Raw genomic sequence first — 21,096 nt, 5'->3', positions numbered from 1 at the left:
TCTAAAAGAACTGTTAGACAGATTCAACCGCTGACAGGAAGCTGAAAGGTACAAGCTACCTGCCACTGAAAGGCATCCCGTGAAACACCAGCGCATCCGCACCTTCAACACCAAGGACACCTACCCGGAACAGAACCTGGACAACGACCTCTGCCAGGCTGTCGTGGCCAACGGAGTGGTGTATCTCCGCGGGCAGATCGGACAGGACCTGGAAACCCGGGAATCCGTGGGGATCGGCGACGTGGAAGCCCAGACCGAGAAGGCCATGGCCAACATCGACATGCTGCTCAAGGAAGCCGGGAGCAGCCTCGAGGACATCGTCAAAGTGACCGTATACCTCATCGATCCCCGCTACCGGGAGACGGTGTACCGCACCATGGGCCGTTGGCTGAAGGGCGTTTATCCGGTGTCCACGGGAATCGTGGTCCAGGCCCTGGCCCGCCCGGAGTGGCTCGTGGAAATCGACGCCACCGCAGTGCTCTCCACGGAGGGACAGCAGTGACGTTCAGCATCGCCGCCACGGACGGAAAGGGCAGGTTCGGCCTGGCCGTTTCGTCGTCCTCTCCCGCTGTCGCAGCCCGCTGCGCCCACCTGCGCGACGGAGTCGGCGCTGTCAGCTCCCAGAACATCACCGATCCCAGGCTGGGCGTTGCCCTGCTGGACCGGCTCCAGGCCGGCTATTCCGCGCAGGAGGCCCTGACCGCCGTCGTCCATGAATCACCGTCCGTGAACTTCCGGCAACTGGTGGTCCTGGACGCCCACGGCGGATCCGCGGTCTTCAGTGGGTCCGGGACGCTGGGCATCTTCGGGGAAGGACGCGGCGCCCGCAGCGTTGCTGCCGGGAACATGCTGGCGCATCCCCACGTCCCCCAAATACTCTGCGATGCCTTCGAGTCCTCAACCGGGGAACTGGAACTGCGGTTGATGCAGGCACTCCGCGCTGCGGAGGCTGCCGGCGGCGAGGCGGGACCGGTGCGGTCCGCCGGCATGTCCGTAGTGTCCGGACACGGCTGGAGGGACACGGACCTGCGCGTGGACTGGCATGATGACCCGATCGGCGAGCTCGAACGGATCCTGGAGGTCTGGCTGCCGCAGCGGCGCGATTACGTGATCCGCGGGCTCGACCCCGCTTCCTCCGTGAGCTACGGGGTGCCCGGCGATGACCGCTGAGCGGGTTGTGACGGTGACGCCAGCCACGCAACGCGACCGGGTGCTCGGCGTCGTCAGGGCGCAGCAGGCTGCCCTGGTCCAGCTGTCGGAAACGCTGCATGCCAACCCTGAAACGGGCTGGCAGGAACACCGTGCGGCGGAATGGACCGCGGACTACCTGGCATCGCTCGGCTTCGACGTGGAGCGTAGCTACCTGGGATTCCCGACGGCGGTCCGCGCGGTTTTCGGTTCCGGCTCCCGCCGGGTGGGACTCATGGCTGAATACGACGCCCTGCCGGGCCTGGGGCATGCCTGCGGCCACAACATCATCACCGCCATGTCCTGCGGTGCCGCGGCCGCCCTGGCCGGGTTTGCCAAGGAGCACGACCTCACCGTGGAGGTCTATGGCACCCCCGCCGAGGAAGGCGGAGGCGGCAAGATCGAACTGCTCAAGAAGGGCGCCTTCCACGGACTGGACCTTGCCATGATGGCGCACCCCAGTCCCGTGGATTCGGCCGAAGCCCGGCCCTTCGCTGTGGCGCATAACCACGTGGAGTACAAGGGAAAATCGGCCCACGCCGCGGCCTACCCCGAGCAGGGAGTGAATGCCAATGACGCGTTCATCGTCGCCCAGGTGGCACTGGGCCTGCTCCGCCAGCAACTGCCTGCCGGCACGCGGGTGCACGGTGTCCAAACCCGGGGCGGTGCGGCGCCCAATGCGATTCCGGAAAAGACCGAGGGCCGGTGGTATGTGCGGGCAGAATCCCTGGCACAGCTGGGGGCACTGGAGGAACGGGTCAATCAATGCTTTGAAGCAGGCGCCGTGGCGACAGGCTGCGAGCTTTCCATCACACCGGAATCGGAACCATACTCCGAGTTCCGGACGGAAGAGCGTGCCCTGGAGTTGTACAAGGAGCATGCGAATTCCTTGGGTCGCACCTTCGATGCCCCGCCCGGGCAGGCCACCATGAACAGGGCTTCCACGGACATGGGCAATGTGTCCCAGGTGGTTCCCGCCATCCACCCCTACATCGGGCTCGGCTGCTACCCGGCAGCCAACCACCAACCCGAATTTGCCGCGCACTGCGTTGGTGAAGCTGCCAACCGGGCCATCCATGACGGCGCTGCAGCCTTGGCTCTGACGGCATTGGACTTCCTGGCCGGATAGCGCCGGTCCCCCCGTCAGCGAAACCCGTCCATCACAAACAAACGACAACTGAACAGGACCATGACACAACCATCAAACATCCCCGCCCCGGAGTTGCGGCGGGAACATGACAGCCTCGGGGACCGCGATGTCCCCGGGGCTGCTTATTGGGGCATCAGCACCGCCCGGGCCGTGGAGAACTTCCCCGTCAGCGGGCGCACCATCGGCACCCTCCGATCCCTCATTTATGGCCTGGGCGCAGTGAAACTATCGGCCGCCCGGGCCAACGAGGACCTGGGTCTTCTGGAGACCGCCAAGTCCGCGGCCATTCAGCAGGCCGCCCGCGAGGTGATGGACGGGAGGCTCGACCGTGAATTCGTGGTGGATGCCATCCAGGGTGGGGCGGGCACCAGCACCAACATGAACGCCAACGAGGTCATCGCCAACCGCGCGCTGGAGTTGTTGGGCCACACCAAGGGTGACTATTCGGCACTGCACCCGATCGATGACGACAACCGGAGCCAGTCCACCAACGACGCCTACCCCACGGCCATCAAGATCGCCCTGCAGCGTGATCTTGCTGCCCTGTGCACCGAGCACCATCGACTGGTGGGGGCCTTCGAGTCCAAGGCGGCAGAGTTCGCCGGCATCATTAAGGTAGGCAGGACCCAGCTGCAGGACGCCGTGCCCATGTCCCTGGGCCAGGAGTTCGGCGCCTTTGCGGAGACCCTCCGCGAGGACGGGTGCCGGCTGCAGGAACTCCTCCCGCACCTGGCCGAATCGAACCTCGGGGCCACCGCGATCGGGACGGGCATCACCGCTCCCCCCGGGTATCGGGAGGCGGTCATCCGTGAACTGGCGTCCGTGACCGGGCTGCCTCTGGCCCCGGCTGCCAATCTGGTGGAAGCCACCAGCGACACCGGCGTCTTCCTCCTGGTATCCGGCGTCCTCAAGAGGGCTGCGGTGAAGTTGTCCAAGATCTGCAACGACCTGCGCCTGCTCTCCTCGGGCCCCCAGGCAGGTTTTGCCGAGATCTTCCTGCCCGCTGTCCAGGCAGGATCATCCATCATGCCCGGCAAGGTGAATCCCGTCATCCCGGAAATGGTGAACCAGGTGGCGTTCCGGGTGGTCGGTGCCGATGCCACGGTCACCATGGCGGTGGAGGCCGGTCAGCTGCAGCTCAACGCCTTCGAGCCGGTCATCATCGACTCCCTCCTGGAATCCATTGCCTGGCTGGGCGTGGCGTGCAGGCAACTTCGGACACACTGCGTCGACGGAATCACCGCGAACACTGCCATGTTGCAGCACCGCATGCTTGATTCCATCAGCGTGGTCACCGGGCTGGCACCGCTGATCGGTTACGCGGCAGCCGCTGAGCTCGCCAAGGAAGCCCTTGCCACCGGGCGGGGCATTGCCAAGCTGGTGGCTGAGCGTGACCTCCTGGACCAGCACCAGATTAAGGAAGCACTGTCTGCCCGGACGTTGGCAGGCCTGGACTGACCGGAGCTGAGTAAAACAACGGGGACCATGCCTTGGGCATGGTCCCCGACGCTTCTATTTTTCGTCAAGCGTTAGGAATGAGTGTGAGCGCTGACCGGCGGCCTTGCCCCGGACCTGGTTTTGTTGGTGGGTGGGGCGCTCGTGGTGAGTGGCCAGCCCCCATCTCCCCCGTTCGTTGTTTTGGCTGCTGGCGAAGCTGGCGGAGCTGTTTCCGACGGAGGCCTGTCTACCCTTGGGCAAGGGCGGGGAAATTCCTGGAGGGGATAAGCGACGCAGGAGCGCCGGAGGGAAATTCCCGGGACGCAGGCCCCGGAGTTCACGGAGGGGCTAGACAGGCCGGAGCGGGAACGTACAATCCCTTGGGACAGCAGCCAAAACGGTAATACTGGAACAGTCCTTGAGCCGGCGTGACCCAGCCAAAAACTGACGTACCAGGCGGCACTGTCTTCCCGACGATCTGTCCGCCGGCTCAAGGTCCGTTAAAAGGGGTGTCGAGCCAGGCGGACATGACCTCATAGGAGCCTGATACGACCAGTCCCATTACCGTTTTGTCTGCCCACCTGGCCCGCGCCCGATCAATCAGCATTCGACGCGACTGAGGGGCAATTTCCATCTTGGCAAGCCAACCAACAAAAGTCATTGCGGGTATCGACACCCACGCGGACACACACCACGTTGCCGTCATCAACGAACACGGCAAACCCCTCGCGGACAAGGAATTCCTCGCCGTGGGATCCGGATACCGGAAAATCATCGACTTCATCACCTCTTACGGCACAGTCACCGCCGTCGGTGTCGAAGGAACCGGATCGTACGGTGCCGAGCTCGCGCGAACCCTTCGGGGTGAAGGGCTTACCGTGCTGGAGGTAAACCGCCCGAACCGGGCTGCCCGTCGGCTCAAGGGGAAGTCCGACCCGTTGGATGCGTATCAGGCCGCCAAGTCGGTGCTTGAGGGGCGGACGAAGGCGATCCCGAAGGCCAAGGACGGCCCGGTGGAATGCCTGCGGATCGTACGTTCCGGGCGGGCATCAGCCATCAAGGCTCGGACCGCGGCTATCAACCAGATCAAGGCGCTCCTCGTTTCGGCGCCGGACAAAATCCGGGCGAAATACCGAACACTGGCCACCTCCGCGCTGATTCCTGCCCTGCAGCGCACAAGACCTTCAGGCCATATGGCTGACCCGGAGTACGTGACCCTGATGACCCTCAAGGCGTTGGCAGCCCGCTGCCAAGCACTGGGAGCGGAAATTGAGGCTGCTGACGCGGCCCTCAAGGAAATCCTCGATAGCTACGCTCCGCTGCTCTGTGACCTCCCGGGAGTCGGGACTGAAGTAGCCAGCCAGCTTTTGATCACCTTCGGGGACAACCCGGACCGGCTGGGCAGCGAAGCCCAGTTCGCTTCGCTCGTCGGCGTCGCCCCAGTACCAGCCTCATCCGGCAAGACAACCCGCCACCGGCTCAGTAGAGGCGGCGATCGCAGCGCCAACAATGCCTTGCATCAGGTAGTCCTGGTTCGCATGGGCTCGTGCCAGCGGACTAAGGACTACGTGGCCAAACGCACGACCGAGGGCAAGGGAAAACGCGAAATCATGCGCTGCCTCAAACGCTACGCAGCCCGGGAAATTTACCGCCAGATCACCAACCCCCGGCCCGCACCGGACAACTCAGACCTCCGCCGCATGCGGACCGAACTCGGGCTCACCATCACGACCGTAGCCGGCGAACTCGGCCAATGGGTATCCATCCTCTCGCGTCTGGAACGCGGACACATCCGAAACGACGAGCTCGCTGCGACCTACCGACAATGGCTCACCGAGCAAAAAGCAGCCTAGGCCATTAGGCCCAGTAACGCCGAGAGTCGAACACATAACAGGACGTAAGCCATACTCACCCGTCAACCATTTGAATAACAGACAGCTGGATTTCGAGGACGGATGAATGCCAAGCGAGAGTGCCCGCTCTAGCCAGCGTCCCGGACCCGCTGGAGATACGTGACTAATTCCTGGAGCCGGTCCGCGGGCCACGGCAGCCGGGCGCTCAGCTCTGGGCTGTTGTCCTGCCACATGCCCCGCGCAGCAGCCTTGGTCGCGTCATTGCTGTGGAACTGGGAACCGAGGCCATCCCAACGCTTCGCAAAGTCCCGTACCGCGGGGTCGTCCACAGCCGTATTTGCCGACAGATAGCCCAGGCCTTCTTCGACCAGGCTTGCAAACGTGGCCTTGGCATCTTCGACCGCGGCTGGGCCGAGTTCAGCTCGGCGTTGCGCCAGTTCGATGCGCTGTTCCTCGGTGAAGTATTTCTCGTACATGGTCATCCCTTCCAGAATTGATATGAAGTGATCCACGCCCGGCATGGTGCTGCCCATGTTGTCCAGCAAGGTTTGGATCTGGTGCTGAAGACGCAGCGCCTGTTCGGCTTGTTGATGTAGTGCCGACAACTGGGCGGTGAACAATTGCCGCACGGCGCCGACGTCGTTCGGTGATGACGCCAGGACCTCGCGAACCTGATCCAGAGACAGGCCCAGCGCCCGGAGCGCCCTGATGCGGTAGAGGTGGCGGACGTCTTCCTCCGAATACCGCCGGTGCCCGGAGTCGGTTCGCCCTGTCGCGCGTAATAGTCCGATCTGGTCGTAGTGGTGCAAGGTCCGCACAGTGACCCCGCACAACCTGGCCAGTTCGCCAATGCTCCACAACTGCCCGACCGTCTCCAACATGTTTCCCAGCCTAGGACCTGACGCAGCGTCAGGATCAAGCCCCGTGCGCACTGGTCCTGATAGAACCGCCGCCCAATTTGACGCCTATAGGAGCATCGTCGTAGACACACCAGGTGGTGACGGGCAGGAGCCCTGCGAGGGACCGTCACCCCCCAACAGCCGGCCACGAAGTGGACGCCGTCTCCCCGGTTCGCCCCGCGAACCGGCACAAAAGCACCCCATGCTGCCTTCGGCTACAAATCTTTATCCTGCTCCGTCACAACAACGAAAGGGCCTCGTCTGGAGAATCCAGACGAGGCCCTTAATAGTTGCCGCCTCACACAGCACTAAATTGCTGACGGTTAGGTTTTGGTCGTTTGTTCCAGGGCGTGGAACGCGGGATAGAACTACCAGGTCACCAAATTCATGCCCAAATTGTTCGCAATGGTGCGCGTAGAGGTGAACCACACGTAGCGACTGCAGTAGTTCGCTCCGCCGTCTCGCACACTTCCGCAGTTGCCGTAGTTGTACAGAGGGCCGGCGACAGCCTGGATCATGCCTGCGGCGCCGACGCTGCCGTTGCCGTAGGGAACAAGTACGGGTCCGCCGCTGTCGCCCTGGATAGCCGCCCGTTGCCCGTCCACGGTCTGGTAGCCCTCGATTTGAGAGGCATAGCCGTACCCGTCATTCCAGGAAAAGTTGGTGTACAAAACAGAGATATTGCAATGAACACCGGAGTTCCCCCCACTTGTGCAGATCCAGTCGCCCAATGAGAGATCGTGGAAGCCAGCGACTGGCTTGGAATAGCCTGCCGTGTTGTTCCACGCTCCGTCAAACATCCACAGACTCCCACCTTCAGACAGCAGAGCGGCTTGGCCGTCCGGAGAATCCCGCCACTGCATTCCGGCTGAGGAGGCGGAATTGTCGCGAGCGGTCCACCAGCCAGTTCCTTCACAATGGCGAGCAGTATTGGTCCAGTTTCCTGTTCCTGTCGTGGCCTTCAGGGCAAACCCCGTCGAGCAGGATGTGCCGTTGCTGTTGAGTATGTAGGCACCTGAGTTGAAGGGACTGTAGTCGTTCATCCGAGTGGCGGGGCGTGCAGGGACACCATCGATGACCTTGATGGGCAACTTGGTGATATCGCGGGCTAGACCCTCCACCGCCACCCGCTCAGCTGAACCGAGCTGGCCGTTCTCATTCTTGGGTGCGTACCCGCGGATGGCTATTTCACCGGCATCGTCACCGACGCCTCCTATGGAAGATATCTTGAATCCCAGCGGCTCAAAAGCTTTGTCATTCCTTATTAGGGCTTGAGTTGCGGAATCGATTTCAGGAACGGAATATGGACGCTCGGAAAAAGTCACCATGGTGCCTCGCTTCCCTCCTTCGTTGGCGACGGTTTCGCGGAGCGGGGAGGAGCCCTTCCATAAGGCCTTCACGGAAAGGCTTTTAGCGTCATTAACCTGTTCAACGTAGCCAGCATCGTAAATTCCAGGGACCTGGGTGATCCAGTATTTGAACTCTGAGAGTTTTTTCTGGTTCTCCAGGAAATCGAATCCGACGATCTTGGAGTATTCCTCGATGGCCTCCTCGCCCGGAGGTGTGGCCGGGGCGTCCTACGCGGCCGCGGCCGGGCTGACAATGCCAAGCAGCAAGAGGAATGTACCTGCCGCAATGGGTAGCGCTTTCTTCAATGAATCCCCCGTCATAGTAGTAGCCCGATGAGTATCGGCCCATGTTTGATGAATCGTTCCAAGGCGAGATGGATGGGTTGGCCACTTATGTCTTAGCTGCGGATTGGACCTAATGCCTGAGTCAGGAACGGTTCACATCGCGCCGAACGTCAGTGAGTCCTGACCTCTCGTCCATGTCAATACACCATTTGCGTAGTTGAGCTGGACTCCATCCTGAAGGAACTTGAGAGCCCAGGTCTGCTGGTCGCCCTTTGCGGCGTCAACGCATCCGGACGCGCCTACTGCAAGCTTCCCGGAGAGTGTCATGTCAGAGCCGTTGATGGTGACCGGGGTATTCACAGGCCCACACGGAAGAACAGCTGTCAGGTAGGTTTCCTGACCGACTCGATCCAACTGTGCTGTTACGTGCCCTCCGGTCACCCATGAAATCGGCTGGCCGGCAGCAGTACCAGCTGTACTTTTGAACTGCCCGCAGGGGGCATCGGGCAGGAACTTCGCGCACTCACTTGACGGTGACGGCGTTAGGGAGGACTGTCCGGGACCGGCTTCCGGCGTTCCACCAGTTCCACAAGACGTCATGGTCATTGCTGCTAGCCCGACGGCAGCAATACCTACGAGCAATCGATGCTTCCCCATAACTCCCCCAAGCTAAATGTTGATTAGAAGCTGATGTCCACTGGGTAAACATGGACCAGCAGCCTCCTCAGGCCCCACATCGGCGGAGCTTGGATCACTCTCGAACCATACGGTTGTTTTGAATATTTCGCAAGAAGTTTTTTAGCAGGCCTTTGCACTGTAATTCTAAGGGTGCTGAGAATTATCTATTCAGTATGAGTACCTTCAAAATGAGAGAAGGGCTTTTTCGTGGCTTTACTCGTCCTTGTTTCCTTCGAAAGGAACGTCTTTGGTAAGAATCAATTCACGCCTCGCCCGCACTTAGGTCGACGCCCACCCACCACGGTCACAATGCCGGGACCTCCCCATCGTCCATGACATCGGGCTTTCAATTGCTTTGGTCCTGCATCCCGCGGGTTGGTATCGCGTTGCGCGTTGACGCGGGATGGCGGAAGAGCCGGCACCCTGGTGGTTGTCGGCTCTTCCTGCTTTTCCCTCAGCATAAGGAAATTCGTGGGTGCAGCGTCGTCGCTGCAGGGGGTTAGAAGTCTTGTGGGGTTTTCTCCCAGGAGACGTCCACGACGGCGCTGGCCTGGTCAATGGTGAGCATGCTCAGTTCCAAGAGGTCTTCGGCGTGGGTGTTGCCCGAGGATGCGTCGTCTTCGGTGAGGACGTAGTCGTGGCTCATGGGGTGCTGCTCCCTGGCGTTTTGTGGAACCGGTGGTTCTTCCACTGTAGCCCGGCGGCAGGATGGCTGGTGTTTGGTGGGTTACGTCGCCCGCGGCAGCGTTGATCGGCGGCCGGAGGAGCGCCAGCGGGGGAGGCCGCCGACGCGCCGGTGCGGCCGGAACCGTTTGCCGGTCCCGGCCCTCTGCGGGTTAGCGCTTCTTGAACCCGGTGGTCCCATCGGCCGCGACGGGGGCGATCTTGCCGTGGCTGATGAGTTCTTCCATCAGCTCGGCGAGCCGGTACCCGGGCACGTCCTCCAGCGCCGCGTCGAAGTGCTCCGCTGCTACGGATGATTGGCCTTTGAGGTAGTAGGGCCAGCCGATCACCGTCAGCAGCGGCGCCCGGTAGATCTCCGGGGCTGCGGCGATCAATTGCCGGGCCGCTTCCTCGGCGCCGTCCACGCGGGTCCAGTCGGGGCGGATTCCCTCACCGATGAGCAGATAGCCGTTGCTCTCGGCGGTGGTGCGTTCGGGTTCGATCACCGTGCACATCAGCACATCCCGCAGGGTCGGGTACTGGAAGCAGGCCAGCAACTGTACGGTCGATTCCTGGCTGATCCGTCCGCTGCAGGCGATGGTCTCTGCCCAGAGTTCGATGGCATAGATCTCTTCGCTGCACTGCAGCACGTGCCCCACTTCGAGGCAAAACTGCGATGAGCCACAACCACCAAAGGCTGGGCAAGCTTCTGATCAGGCCACCGACGGGGGACAGGTCAACACCGGCCGCTCCACCAGCGCGGACAAATCGGGGGAAACGCACCCCTAAAAGGGGCAATTGTTCTTTCGCACCAACACTGCCAGCCAGTCCCAAACCAAACCACTGCAAGACCCACAGTTGTTTTTTGGGTCCTAGACGCCGGCTACCAGCATCTCCTGCTCGTTGTGGGCCAGGTAGCTGCGCTGGATGGCGATTTGGTCCGCTACATACTTGGCGTCGTGCCACACGCCCCAAATAAAGCTCGATCCACGGCGCGACTGCCACGGCAAGCCGAGGAAGTAGATACCGGGCTCTGTGGAGACACCACGCTGCTGGAGCGGCCTGCCCCTGTCATCAAAGGCATCCACTTCCAGCCAGCTGTAGTCCTGGACGAACCCGGTAGCCCAGATAATCGACGCCACCCCTGCCGCTTCAAGGTCCAGTTCCTGCAGGGGATTCTTAAGGCACTCCGGATCCGGCCGCATCGCGCGGGCCTCAGGTTCCTCGGGGAGGTCCAGGCCGTTACGCTCCACATAGGCATCCGCCTCGTCCAGCAACTGCAGGTAGTGGGCATCACCGTTCGCGACGTTCTTCCGCAGGTCGTCCGCGAAACGCATGGTCCCGCCGTCGTACGCTTCAGTGCGCCCCACCAGGGTGATGCCCTGTTCGGCGAGCTCCCGGAAGTCCACTGTATGGCCGCCGTCAGCGCCGCTGACGGCGATGGTGACATGCTCGGCACCCTGTGGAGGAGTAGAAGCATCCCACAGGCCCAGGACGCCAAGCCACCAGCAGAAATCCCGGCCGCGGTAGCTGCGCGGGGGACGGTCGTGGGGCCCCACCGACAGGTAGACCTGCCGCCCGGAGCGCTGGATTTCCGCCGCGATCTGCACACCGGACGATCCCGCACCGACCACCAGCACCGCACCCTCCGGGAGTTGGTGAGGGTTGCGGTAGGAACTTGAGTGCAGCTGCTGCACCGCCGCAGAGCCAGGCACGACGGCGGGAATCACCGGCCGCTGGAAGGGTCCGGTTGCTGCCACGACGTAACGGGCGTTGTAGCTGCCTTCGCTCGTTTCCACCTGGAATCCGGGGGCACCTGTGTTCCGGCGAACCGACGCAACCTCCACGCCGCAGCGGATCGGCGCGCCGATCTTCTCCGCATAGGCTGCAAAATAGTCGGCAACCTGGTCCTTTGAGGCGAACTCGCCCGGTTGCAGGTTGCTGAACTCCAGCCCGGGGAACCGGTCATGCCACGCGGGGCCGTTTGCCACCAGCGAGTCCCATCGCATGGTCCTCCAGCGTTCGGCAATCCGGTGGCGCTCCAGGACAACGTGATCGATGCCCCGGTCGTTTAAGTGCTCGCTCATGGCCACTCCGGCCTGCCCTGCGCCGACGACGAGGACCTCCACCTCTTGGCTTGTCATGTGATCTCCCTAAATTTAGGCGGAGTGCTGGCGGCACCATTGACCGCGCACCTCCGCGATGCCCATTTCGTGGCGGTTAATTCATTCTCGCCACGCGCAGTGCATCTGCATAGCGCATAAATTCGCGCAACTGCATCTGAATTCTCGATGTATTTAGATCGCCGTGTGCGGCGCCCTGCTTTCGTCGCCATGCTTCCGCCGGGCCTCGTCAGCGCGCAGGCGGTCCAGCCTCTGCATCAGCGGAGCCGTGGTGGCCCCGTGGACCACCACGGACAAAGCAACAACCAACGCAACCAAGGCCCACAAGGCGTGCTGGTCGCCGTCGAAGTTTCCGTGGCTGAGGGCATACGCCACGTAGTACAGCGACCCTATGCCCCGGATGCCAAAGTAGGAGATGGCCAGGCGCTCGCGCGGTCCAGTCTTGCCTCCCATCAACCCCAGCCAACCCGCTGCCGGGCGGACCAGCACCAGGAAGACCAGCGCCACCAGCACTTCCGCCCAGCCGATGCCGTCCAGGACTCCCCGGGCGATCGCGCCACCCAGGAGGACCAGAATCACGATCGTCATCAGCCGCTCAAGCTGTTCCACATAACCGTGAAGCACCTGGTGATAAGAGTGGTGGCGTTCGGCTGCCCTGATGGTCAGGGCGCACACAAAGACAGCGACGAATCCGTAGCCCTCGATCATCTCCGTAGCGCCATAGGCAAGGAACGTGGCGGCCAGCGCCACGAATCCCTCCGAATGCTCGGACAGGCGGAAACTGCGGATCGGGGAGGCAAAGAAGATCCTGCTGAGGACTTTCCCGGTTCCGAAGCCCACCAGCACCCCCGCAACCACGCGCCAGAGGATATCGAGCGCAGCCCACTGACCCACCGCTTCCGGCGTCACTCCCACCAGGCTGATCGCAATGGCCAGGTAGACAAACGGGAAAGCCAGGCCGTCATTGAGCCCCGCCTCCGAGGTGAGCGCAAAACGGACTTCATCCTCGTCTGGATCCGTCTCGGTGTCCGCCGGCTTTCCCACCTGGACTTCGGAGGCGAGCACAGGATCGGTGGGCGACAACGCAGCGCCGATCAGGAGTGCCGAGGCCAGCCCCAGCCCCAGGACCCACAGCCCCAGCATGGTCATCACCACGATGCTCAGGGGCATGACGATCGCCAACAGCCGCCATGTGGTGGACCACCCCCGCCACCGGAAAGGCCGGTCCAGCGCCAACCCCGCACCCATGAGCGAGATGATGACGCAGACCTCGGTCAGATGCATGGTGAAATCGGCGTACTTAACCGGGTCCGGGTCAGGCAGGTCGGGAAGCAGGGCGAATGCCAGAATTCCGCTGCCAAGGAACACCATGGGCATGGACAGCGGCATACGGAGCAGCAGCTTGGGCAACACCGCGGCAGCGAGGACCGCCAGGCCGGCCGCAAAGAACAGGATGCTGGGGGCTTCGAACAAGGGGGCTTCTTCCTGTGGCACCGGCTTGCAGGGCAGTTGGCTCAACCCGCGCCGGTTCCCAGTAGCTTAGCCCCGGCGGCTGAGGCGGTGCTACGGCTGAGTGGGCGGGGTAGTTATTTCATGACGCGATAAATGAAATGTTTTTCGTACTTTTTGTATTTGACGTTCAAAAAGGACAGACGTGCAATTTTCAACTACTTTTGAACATCGCAAGCAATCAATAATTATGGGGGAACACATGCGTCACGGCTGGGTGGTGGGATCCGTGGTCATCCTGGCGATGCTGTTTCGATTCACCGGTGTTCACCGGGCAAACGACGTCTTCATCGACGAAATCACCTATGCCGATCTGGCCGGACAAATAGCGCAGGGAACCGTTCCCTCAATACTCGGAAATCCTTTTTTCCTGCATCCTCCCGGCTCCTACATCCTTAACTCGTGGGTCATCAACATGTTTGGCCTTGAGGGCCACCCTATGGACCTCGCGTTGCAGTTACGATGGGTCAACGCCGTGCTCGGCGCGGTAACCGTCGGGGTCTGTTGTCTTCTGGTCCGACGCCTGGTGGGGGTGCTGCCCGCAGCAGCAGCCGGCATCATCATGGCAAGTGACCCCTTCATCCTCCGCATGGACGGCCGGTTGATGATGGAAACGCCCGCCGGGTTGGCCGTCGTGTCCGGGTGGCTCCTGGTGATAGTGCTGCTGAACCGGAAATGGCGACGACCGCGTCTATGGCTGGAACTCGGCGCGGGGCTGGTTTTCGGACTGGCAATCGTCATCAAGGACATGACGGTGGTGTTCACCCTGGTCCCGCTCCTTGCGGGCGTGTTCTGGAGGAACACCATTCCACCCCTGACGGCCCTGCGCCTGATGGGGTCCGCCAGTCTTCCATATCTGGCGTACATGGGCTGGGTGGCGGCCAACGGGCTGCTTCCGCAGTGGTTCGACCAGAAATCGGTCGGTGTCCTGCGGATCCTGGGGGCCGTCCAGATGACAGGTTTCAACGCCGTTCCGAGTGCGGATCTTGCGGGACGGCTGATCGAAATGACTGGTCGCTTTGGAACGAGCTACCTGCTGCTGGGGCTTTCCATTCTCTCCGGGGCAGTAGCGGCCACCTCAACAGTTGCCACCCGGCGCACCATCGGATTGTTCTCACTGTTTACGGGCTTCATGGGAATCTACTCCGTCTTCTTCGGAGCAGCAGAGGAGCAGTTCGGTTATTGCGTGGTGCTGGCCGCCCTCGTTTCCACGCCCATCGCCGTCGAAATGCTGATGCGGTGGCGCCCAAGGCTCCGGCGGGCCTTCGTCATCGCCACGGTGGCGGTTGTCATTGTTGGGCTCGCTCTGGGGGTACAGGCAAGGACGGTCACCGACGATGGCCTGGTCCGGGCCCGGGAGTGGATGGTCAACAACATCCCGGCCTCAGCGACCGTTGGGCTGACCTCGGTGACCGGCGAATTCGCGCTGCTGCCCCGCGATCACTGGGAAGTCCTGCCCTCGCTGCTCTCGCTCCGGGACAAAGACGCGCAGTATGTCCTCACCCAGGGCAGGCAACTCAGCCAGGGCTATGGCTTCGCAGCCCCTGAACTCCTGGTGTGGCTGGCGGGCAACGCCGAACCCGTCTTCACGTTCACGGGGCCAACCAACGGGGAAACCGTCGTCTGGAAACTGGACCGGGAAAAACTCGAGGACGCTGTGGAGGCAGGCCGGACGCTCCCGCCGGTATCCGGCGGCTACCGGTGATGTGCTCAACAAAGCGGCGGGCCTCCCGTGGTTCCGTTCGGAACCCGGGCGACCCGCCGCCGTCGTGCGTTAACCCGCCGCAGTACCCCTAGAGGTTCTCCACCAGGGAAACATCGCGCACTGCGCCCTTGTCCGCGGAGAGCGCCATGGCGGCGTAGGCCCGAAGAGCCGGGGAAACCTGGCGGTCACGGTTCTTGGGCTTGAAGCCGCCGTTGACCAGGAGCTTCTCGCGGCGCTCAGCCAGGATCTCGTCGGAGACCTGCAACTGGAGCGAGCGCTGCGTGATGTCGATGCTGATGATGTCGCCGTTCTCCACCAGGGCGATGTCGCCCCCGGAAGCAGCTTCCGGGGAGATGTGCCCGATCGACAGTCCGGAGGTGCCGCCGGAGAAGCGGCCATCGGTGATGAGGGCGCACTTCTTGCCCAGGCCGCGGCCTTTGAGGAACGAGGTCGGGTAGAGCATTTCCTGCATGCCCGGACCGCCGCGGGGGCCTTCGTAGCGGATGACCACCACGTCGCCTTCCTTCACGGTCTTGTTCAGGATCAATTCCACGGCCTCGTCCTGCGACTCGCACACGATCGCCGGGCCTTCGAACTTCCAGATGGACTCGTCCACGCCTGCGGTCTTCACCACGGCACCGTCCACGGCGATGTTGCCGCGGAGCACGGCCAGGCCGCCGTCCTTGGAGTAGGCGTGCTCCACCGAGCGGATGCAGCCACCCTCGGCGTCGACGTCCAGGGAGGTCCATTCGTTCGACTGCGAGAACGCCGTGGAGGAACGGACGCCACCGGGGGCAGCGTGCCACAGGGCCTGGGCTTCCTCGGTCGCCTTGCCGCCGCGGATGTCCCAGTCGTCCAGCCAGCCGTCCAGGTCGTTGGAGTGTACGGAGTGGACGTCCTTGTGGAGGAGCCCGCCGCGGTTGAGCTCACCCAGCAGCGCGGGGATGCCGCCGGCGCGGTGCACGTCCTCCATGTAGTAGGTCTTGTCCTTGGCAACGTTCGGGGCCACCTTGGCCAGGCACGGAACCTGGCGGGACTTGGCATCCATCTCGGCCAGGCCATAGTCCACGCCTGCTTCCTGGGCAGCGGCCAGCAGGTGCAGGATGGTGTTCGTGGAACCGCCCATGGAGATGTCCAGGGCCATGGCGTTGTCGAAGGCCTTGGCGGTGGCGATGGAGCGGGGCAGGACCGACTCGTCGTCGCCGTCGTAGTAGCGCTTGACGAGGTCGACGACGGTCGCGCCCGCCTTCTCATACAGCGCCTTGCGGGCGGTGTGGGTTGCAAGAACGGAACCGTTGCCCGGCAGGGACAGGCCGATGGCCTCGGTGAGGCAGTTCATGGAGTTCGCGGTGAACATGCCCGAGCAGGAACCACAGGTGGGGCAGGCGTTCTCTTCGATGAGGTTGATGTCTTCATCGGAGATGGATTCGTCCACGGCATCGGCAATGGCGTTCACCAGGTCCAGGGAGCGTACGGAACCATCGGTCAGGGTCACGCGGCCAGCCTCCATGGGTCCGCCCGAGACGAACACTACAGGGATGTTCAGGCGCAGCGCGGCCATGAGCATGCCGGGGGTGATCTTGTCGCAGTTGGAGATGCAGACCAGGGCATCAGCGCAGTGTGCGTTGACCATGTACTCCACCGAGTCGGCGATCAGGTCGCGGGAGGGCAGGGAGTAAAGCATGCCGGAGTGGCCCATGGCGATGCCGTCGTCCACGGCAATCGTGTTGAACTCACGCGGGACGGCGCCTGCGGCGAGGATCGCATCGGAAACGATCCGGCCCACGGGGGCAAGGTGGGTGTGGCCGGGAACGAACTCCGTGAAGGAGTTGGCTACGGCGATGATCGGCTTGCCGATATCCGAGTTGGCGACGCCGGACGCGCGCAGCAGTGCGCGGGCGCCGGCCATGTTGCGGCCGTGGGTGACAGTTTTAGAGCGTAATGCAGGCATGAGTACCATCCTGCTGTGTTTGTCAGCCCCGCAGAAGACGGCCCTGATACTAGTAGTAGGAGTACCAGAGTAATAGTATTTGTGGGTGCATGATTCGGAGAGACGCAAGGAGCTGGGCCTCTTCCTGAGGGCCCGCCGGGATCAGGCACTCCGCACCGAATACGGCCTTCCGCCGATTTCCCGCAAACGCGAGCGTGGACTCCGGCGCGAGGAAGTCGCCTTCCTCTCCGGTGTGAGCGTCACCTGGTACACCTGGCTTGAGCAAGGCCGTGACATCAGCCCGTCCCGGCAGGTGCTGGAAGCCATCGCACGGGCGTTGCACTTATCCGATACCGGGCTGGCCTACGTGTTGTCCCTGGGTGGTTATGCTTCCTCGGTTTCCACCGCGCCCGTGGCCGGAAGCGCTCCCCCGCACGTCCAGCGCCTCCTGGATGCCCTCGATCCGAACCCCTCCTATGCCCTCTCCCCCGATTGGGGCGTGGCGGGGTGGAACAAGGCGTACGCGGCGCTGTATCCGAACATCGCCACGGTTCCTGCGGGTGACCGGAACCTGTTGTGGCTGGTCTTCACCGATCCGTACGTCCGCGACCTGCTCCCGGACTGGGACGTCACCAGCCGGCGCTTCCTTGCCGAGTTCCGGGCCGAGACCGGCCAACGCCTGGGAGACCCCGACATGAAATTCCAGGTGGAACGCCTCAAGGAAGCCAGCCCGGAATTCCAGGAAAGCTGGGACCAGTACGACATCCTGGGCTTCGAATCCCGCGAGCGCCTCTTTCATCACCCCGCCGTCGGCGTCCTTCACCTGGAGCATCACCAGGTTTCGCCGTCGGACAGGCCGGACCTGCATCTGGTGGTTTACACGCCAGCGCCGGGGAGCGGGGCGGAGGAACAGATCGCGCGGCTGATGGAGTTGGGCGCGTAGCGTTACGCCTCCGACGGCGGGTGGTTGCCTGAGTACCAAGACGCAACCACCCGCCGTCGTGCTGTATGTCCTTTGACGTAGCGCAGGTCACGTTCTATGATTTATGAATCGATTCAAGATGTAACCCTCCTCACGTTGATGTGCGGGGAAAGCTCTTGTTCCTTGCCAATGACGGACAAAGGAGACTCACGAATGAACGTCATGCACCGGAAGGACGTCCAGCCCACCGCAGGGACTGCACCCCACCACAACGGCCCCGGCCGGAAAGATCCCAAAAAAGCCGCGATGAGCGGGTGGATCGGAAGCGCACTGGAGTATTACGACTTCGCGCTGTACTCGCTGGCAGCAACGTTGCTGTTCCCCACGATCTTCTTCCCTGCGGACAACCCGACCGTTGGCATCATTGCCTCCCTCGCCACCTACGCGGTGGGTTACGTCTCCCGGCCCCTGGGCGCCGTGGTGCTTGGCGCCTACGGTGACAAGCATGGCCGCAAGCAGGTCCTTGTGGTTGCGATGCTGCTGATGGGCTTTGCCACGTTTGCCGTGGGCCTGCTGCCCACCTACGGACAGGTGGGCCTCCTGGCTCCGGTCCTGCTGGTGATCCTCCGCCTGGTCCAAGGGTTCGCTGTGGCGGGCGAACTTGGCGGAGCCAGCGCGATGATCGTGGAGCACTCCCCCGACGCCCGCCGCGGCTTCTTCGCGAGCTTCAGCCTGCAAGGGACCCAGGTGGGTTCCATCCTGGCAACAGCGGTCCTGATTCCGCTGGCGTCCCTGCTTCCTGACGAGGACTTCCACTCCTGGGGCTGGCGCATTCCGTTCCTGCTCAGCGCCGTGGTGATCATTGCCGGCTACGTCATCCGCCGCCGGGTCCAGGAACCGCCCGCCTATCTTGCGCAGTCCGAGGCTGCCCACTCCGGTTCCGTACCGGCCAAGCGCCGCTTCCCGTTCGTCGATCTGCTCCGTACCCACCCATGGGTCCTGGTCCGCTGCATCGCCATGACGTTCACCAACGTCATCGGCATGGCCACGCTCATCTTCGGCGTTTCCTTCGCCACCCAAAAGGGCTACGGCATTGGCTTCTCCAGCAGCGAGTTCCTTTGGGTCACCATGGCAGCGAACGTGGCAGCGGTGGTCACCATTCCAGTCTTCGGGGCACTGTCCGACCGCATTGGCCGGCGGACCCTGATGGTGGCCGGCGGCATCGTCGGTGGCCTGCTCACCATGGGCTACCTGTATGCCATCCAGCTGGGCAGCCTGCCGCTGGTGTTTGTGTGCGTGGTGATCGTCCAGGGCATCTTCTTCCAGATGTGGAACGGCACGTTCGCAACGTTCTTCCAGGAGCAGTTCCCCATGCGGATGCGCGTCACTGGCTTCGCAGTTTCCCAAAACATCGGGCTCATGATCGCCTCCTTCTTCCCGAGCCTCTTCACGGCCATCGCTCCGCCGGGCTCGGCGAATATCCCCTTGGTGATCGGCCTGACGACGCTCGGCATTTGCATCGTCTCCGCCGTGGCCACATTGATGTCCCCTGACACGAAAGGCAAGACGCTGGACGAGTTGGAGGCTCGCTAGGGCCTCCAGTCGCCCGGCAATCAGAACGCAAGTGCCGCCGTCGGAGATGAACGGCCTCAGGACGCTTCTGCCGCGCGTTTCCGCTGCCAGGCGCCACGCAGTTGCTGGCGGAAGGTCACGTGGTTGCGCCGGCTGACAAGGACGACGGCGGCCACGCCGGTCACCAGGACGATCGCACCGCCCGCCGCCACCGACCACCGCGCACCGAACTCCGTGCCGATCCAGCCCATCAGTGGCGCACCGATCGCTGTCCCTCCTTGGAGGATCGCAAGGTAGAGGGCCAGCACGCGTCCGCGGAATTGGGGTTCGACAGACAGTTGGATGGTGGTGTTGCAGCTGTTGAGGAACGTGATGGACGCCAACCCCACCGGAATCAGGACAACGGCATAAATCCAGAACGACGGCGCCACGCTCGCCAGCAGCGTGAAGGCGCCAAGGAACAGGGCTCCGCCGAGCATGAAGCGGAGGCGGGGTCCGGAACGCCGGGCTGCGAGCAGCGCACCGGCGAGGGTCCCGACCGCCATGATGGAACCAAGGACGCCGAATTCCTCGGGCCCCATGCCGAACTCGGCCGTCGCCATCAGGGAGTTGGTCACCGGGAAGTTCATCCCGAAGGCGCCGAGGAGCCCCACCATGACCATGATGAGGACCAGGTCAGGGCGCTCACGGACATAGCTGAGACCGTCAATGAACTGGTGTTTGCCCCGGGCAACGGGGGTCGACGGCTCGAGTTGGGAGACCTTGACCCGGACAAGGGAGAGGATGACGGCAACGAAGCTCACTGCATTGAGAAGGAAGACCGGACCCGTACCGATCCAGGCAATGAGCACTCCGGCGATGGCCGGACCCGTGAGCCTCGCACTGTTGAAGGACGCCGAGTTGAGGGCAACGGCATTGGCGATCTTGTCCGGCCCCACAAGTTCGGAAACGAAGGCCTGCCGGGCCGGCGCATCCATGGCGGCAGCGACCCCCAAGGCTGCCGCAGCGATATACACATGCCACAACTGGGCCACCCCAGTAACCACCAGGAGGCCGACGATCAATCCGCAAATGCCCATGGCCGTTTGCGTCCATAGCAGGATCACGCGTTTCCGGTAGCGGTCGGCAAGGACGCCGGCGTAGGGGCCCAGCAACAACATGGGCAGGAACTGCAGTGCGGTGGTGATGCCCACGGCCGTTCCCGAGTGGTTGGTCAGGACAGTCAGGACCAACCAATCCTGGGCCACGCGCTGCATCCACGTGCCGATGTTGGAGACCAGGGCGCCGCCGGCCCACATCCGGTAGTTGCGGCTTTCCAGCGCCTGGAACATGGCGCTCATTTGGCGCTCATTTCCTGCATGATGTGCGCGGCGCGGCTGAGTATCTGCCGGTCCTCATCGCTCAAGCCTGCTACGCGCTGCGCCAACCAGGCGGTCCGTTGGCTGCGTGCCTCGGCCAGGACTTCCTGCCCTGCGGGGGTGATGCTGATCTGGACCTGGCGTCCGTCGCCCGGGTGGGCCTGCCGTGAGGCGAAGCCCTGTTCGGTCAGGGCGTTGACAATGCGGGTCATAGAGGGCGCTTGTACGTGCTCACGTTCGGCGAGTTCCCTGAGGGTCTGCGACCCGTTGTTGAGGTGGGCGAGCACGGTGTACTGGCCGGGGGTTATGACGTCGCCGGTCGCTTCGATGCGCAGGCGGCGGGACGTGCGCATCACCGCGGTGCGGAGGTCGATGGCGAGGATGTCGGGCTGGACGGTTGTTTCCGGGTGTGTTGCTGCGTGGGCCGTGGTCACTATGGAGGCGCCTCCTGAGGTTGGCAAATAGTTAGCAGTGC

The 21,096-nt window shown here is 63.0% G+C and carries 17 protein-coding genes; 8 read left to right on the top strand and 9 right to left on the bottom strand.

Annotated features, from left to right (window positions below):
* Positions 1-79 precede the first annotated feature (79 nt).
* From ACUYMZ_RS03940 to ACUYMZ_RS03920, 5 genes are all read left to right on the top strand, one after another.
* Positions 80-502, top strand: coding sequence for a RidA family protein (locus ACUYMZ_RS03940; protein WP_481602169.1), 423 nt, complete (start codon positions 80-82; stop codon positions 500-502).
* Positions 499-1,170 carry a DUF1028 domain-containing protein gene (locus ACUYMZ_RS03935; RefSeq protein ID WP_481602168.1) on the top strand — a complete coding sequence of 224 codons (672 nt, stop codon included), beginning with the start codon at positions 499-501 and terminating at the stop codon, positions 1,168-1,170. Before ACUYMZ_RS03940 ends, ACUYMZ_RS03935 begins: the two co-directional genes overlap by 4 nt.
* Entirely contained in the window at positions 1,160-2,317 is a 1,158-nt protein-coding gene (locus ACUYMZ_RS03930; protein ID WP_481602167.1) for a M20 family metallopeptidase, read from the top strand. The genes ACUYMZ_RS03935 and ACUYMZ_RS03930 overlap by 11 nt, the downstream gene beginning before the upstream one ends.
* Positions 2,318-2,377: 60 nt before the next feature.
* On the top strand, positions 2,378-3,796 hold the full coding sequence (locus ACUYMZ_RS03925; RefSeq protein ID WP_481602166.1) for an aspartate ammonia-lyase: 1,419 nt from the start codon (positions 2,378-2,380) through the stop codon (positions 3,794-3,796).
* A gap of 614 nt (positions 3,797-4,410) precedes the next feature.
* Positions 4,411-5,628 (top strand): IS110 family RNA-guided transposase, encoded by a 1,218-nt coding sequence (locus ACUYMZ_RS03920; RefSeq protein WP_481601688.1) that lies wholly within the window; start codon positions 4,411-4,413, stop codon positions 5,626-5,628.
* A gap of 128 nt (positions 5,629-5,756) precedes the next feature.
* On the opposite strand, the gene ACUYMZ_RS03915 is transcribed toward ACUYMZ_RS03920, so the two are convergent.
* From ACUYMZ_RS03915 to ACUYMZ_RS03890, 6 genes are all read right to left on the bottom strand, one after another.
* Positions 5,757-6,509 carry a MerR family transcriptional regulator gene (locus tag ACUYMZ_RS03915; protein ID WP_481601689.1) on the bottom strand — a complete coding sequence of 251 codons (753 nt, stop codon included), beginning with the start codon at positions 6,507-6,509 and terminating at the stop codon, positions 5,757-5,759.
* Positions 6,510-6,895: 386 nt separating this feature from the next.
* Positions 6,896-7,855, bottom strand: a complete 960-nt coding sequence (locus tag ACUYMZ_RS03910; protein WP_481602165.1) for a chymotrypsin family serine protease — start codon at positions 7,853-7,855, stop codon at positions 6,896-6,898.
* Between the two features lie 1,483 nt (positions 7,856-9,338).
* Positions 9,339-9,485, bottom strand: coding sequence for a hypothetical protein (locus ACUYMZ_RS03905; protein WP_481602164.1), 147 nt, complete (start codon positions 9,483-9,485; stop codon positions 9,339-9,341).
* Between the two features lie 190 nt (positions 9,486-9,675).
* Positions 9,676-10,152, bottom strand: coding sequence for a DUF4192 family protein (locus tag ACUYMZ_RS03900; RefSeq protein ID WP_481602163.1), 477 nt, complete (start codon positions 10,150-10,152; stop codon positions 9,676-9,678).
* Between the two features lie 222 nt (positions 10,153-10,374).
* Entirely contained in the window at positions 10,375-11,646 is a 1,272-nt protein-coding gene (locus tag ACUYMZ_RS03895) for a flavin-containing monooxygenase (protein WP_481602162.1), read from the bottom strand.
* Positions 11,647-11,799: 153 nt separating this feature from the next.
* Positions 11,800-13,098 carry a cation:proton antiporter gene (locus ACUYMZ_RS03890; RefSeq protein ID WP_481602161.1) on the bottom strand — a complete coding sequence of 433 codons (1,299 nt, stop codon included), beginning with the start codon at positions 13,096-13,098 and terminating at the stop codon, positions 11,800-11,802.
* 238 nt (positions 13,099-13,336) lie between these two features.
* On the opposite strand from ACUYMZ_RS03890, the gene ACUYMZ_RS03885 reads away from it, so the two are divergent.
* Positions 13,337-14,839: an ArnT family glycosyltransferase gene (locus ACUYMZ_RS03885; protein ID WP_481602160.1), complete on the top strand. Its 1,503-nt coding sequence runs from the start codon at positions 13,337-13,339 to the stop codon at positions 14,837-14,839.
* Between the two features lie 88 nt (positions 14,840-14,927).
* Here the strand turns inward: ACUYMZ_RS03885 and ilvD are convergent, their stop codons facing one another.
* The gene (gene ilvD / locus ACUYMZ_RS03880; protein ID WP_442423369.1) at positions 14,928-16,790 is read right to left on the bottom strand and encodes a dihydroxy-acid dehydratase; all 1,863 of its coding nucleotides are present in this window, start codon (positions 16,788-16,790) and stop codon (positions 14,928-14,930) included.
* 85 nt (positions 16,791-16,875) lie between these two features.
* Between ilvD and ACUYMZ_RS03875 the strand changes: the two genes are divergently transcribed.
* The gene (locus tag ACUYMZ_RS03875) at positions 16,876-17,712 is read left to right on the top strand and encodes a helix-turn-helix transcriptional regulator (RefSeq protein WP_481602159.1); all 837 of its coding nucleotides are present in this window, start codon (positions 16,876-16,878) and stop codon (positions 17,710-17,712) included.
* A 192-nt stretch (positions 17,713-17,904) separates the two neighbouring features.
* Positions 17,905-19,284, top strand: a complete 1,380-nt coding sequence (locus ACUYMZ_RS03870) for an MFS transporter (RefSeq protein ID WP_481602158.1) — start codon at positions 17,905-17,907, stop codon at positions 19,282-19,284.
* 56 nt (positions 19,285-19,340) lie between these two features.
* Here ACUYMZ_RS03870 and ACUYMZ_RS03865 read toward each other — a convergent pair whose 3' ends face one another.
* Entirely contained in the window at positions 19,341-20,603 is a 1,263-nt protein-coding gene (locus ACUYMZ_RS03865) for an MFS transporter (protein WP_481602157.1), read from the bottom strand.
* Positions 20,600-20,974 (bottom strand): MarR family winged helix-turn-helix transcriptional regulator, encoded by a 375-nt coding sequence (locus ACUYMZ_RS03860; RefSeq protein WP_481605807.1) that lies wholly within the window; start codon positions 20,972-20,974, stop codon positions 20,600-20,602. Before ACUYMZ_RS03860 ends, ACUYMZ_RS03865 begins: the two co-directional genes overlap by 4 nt.
* Positions 20,975-21,096: the final 122 nt, after the last annotated feature.

It is taken from the genome of Arthrobacter sp. T572 (genome assembly GCF_056780115.1).
Note: the sequence above shows the minus strand (reverse complement) of the source record. Positions and strands in the feature narration are given on the sequence as shown.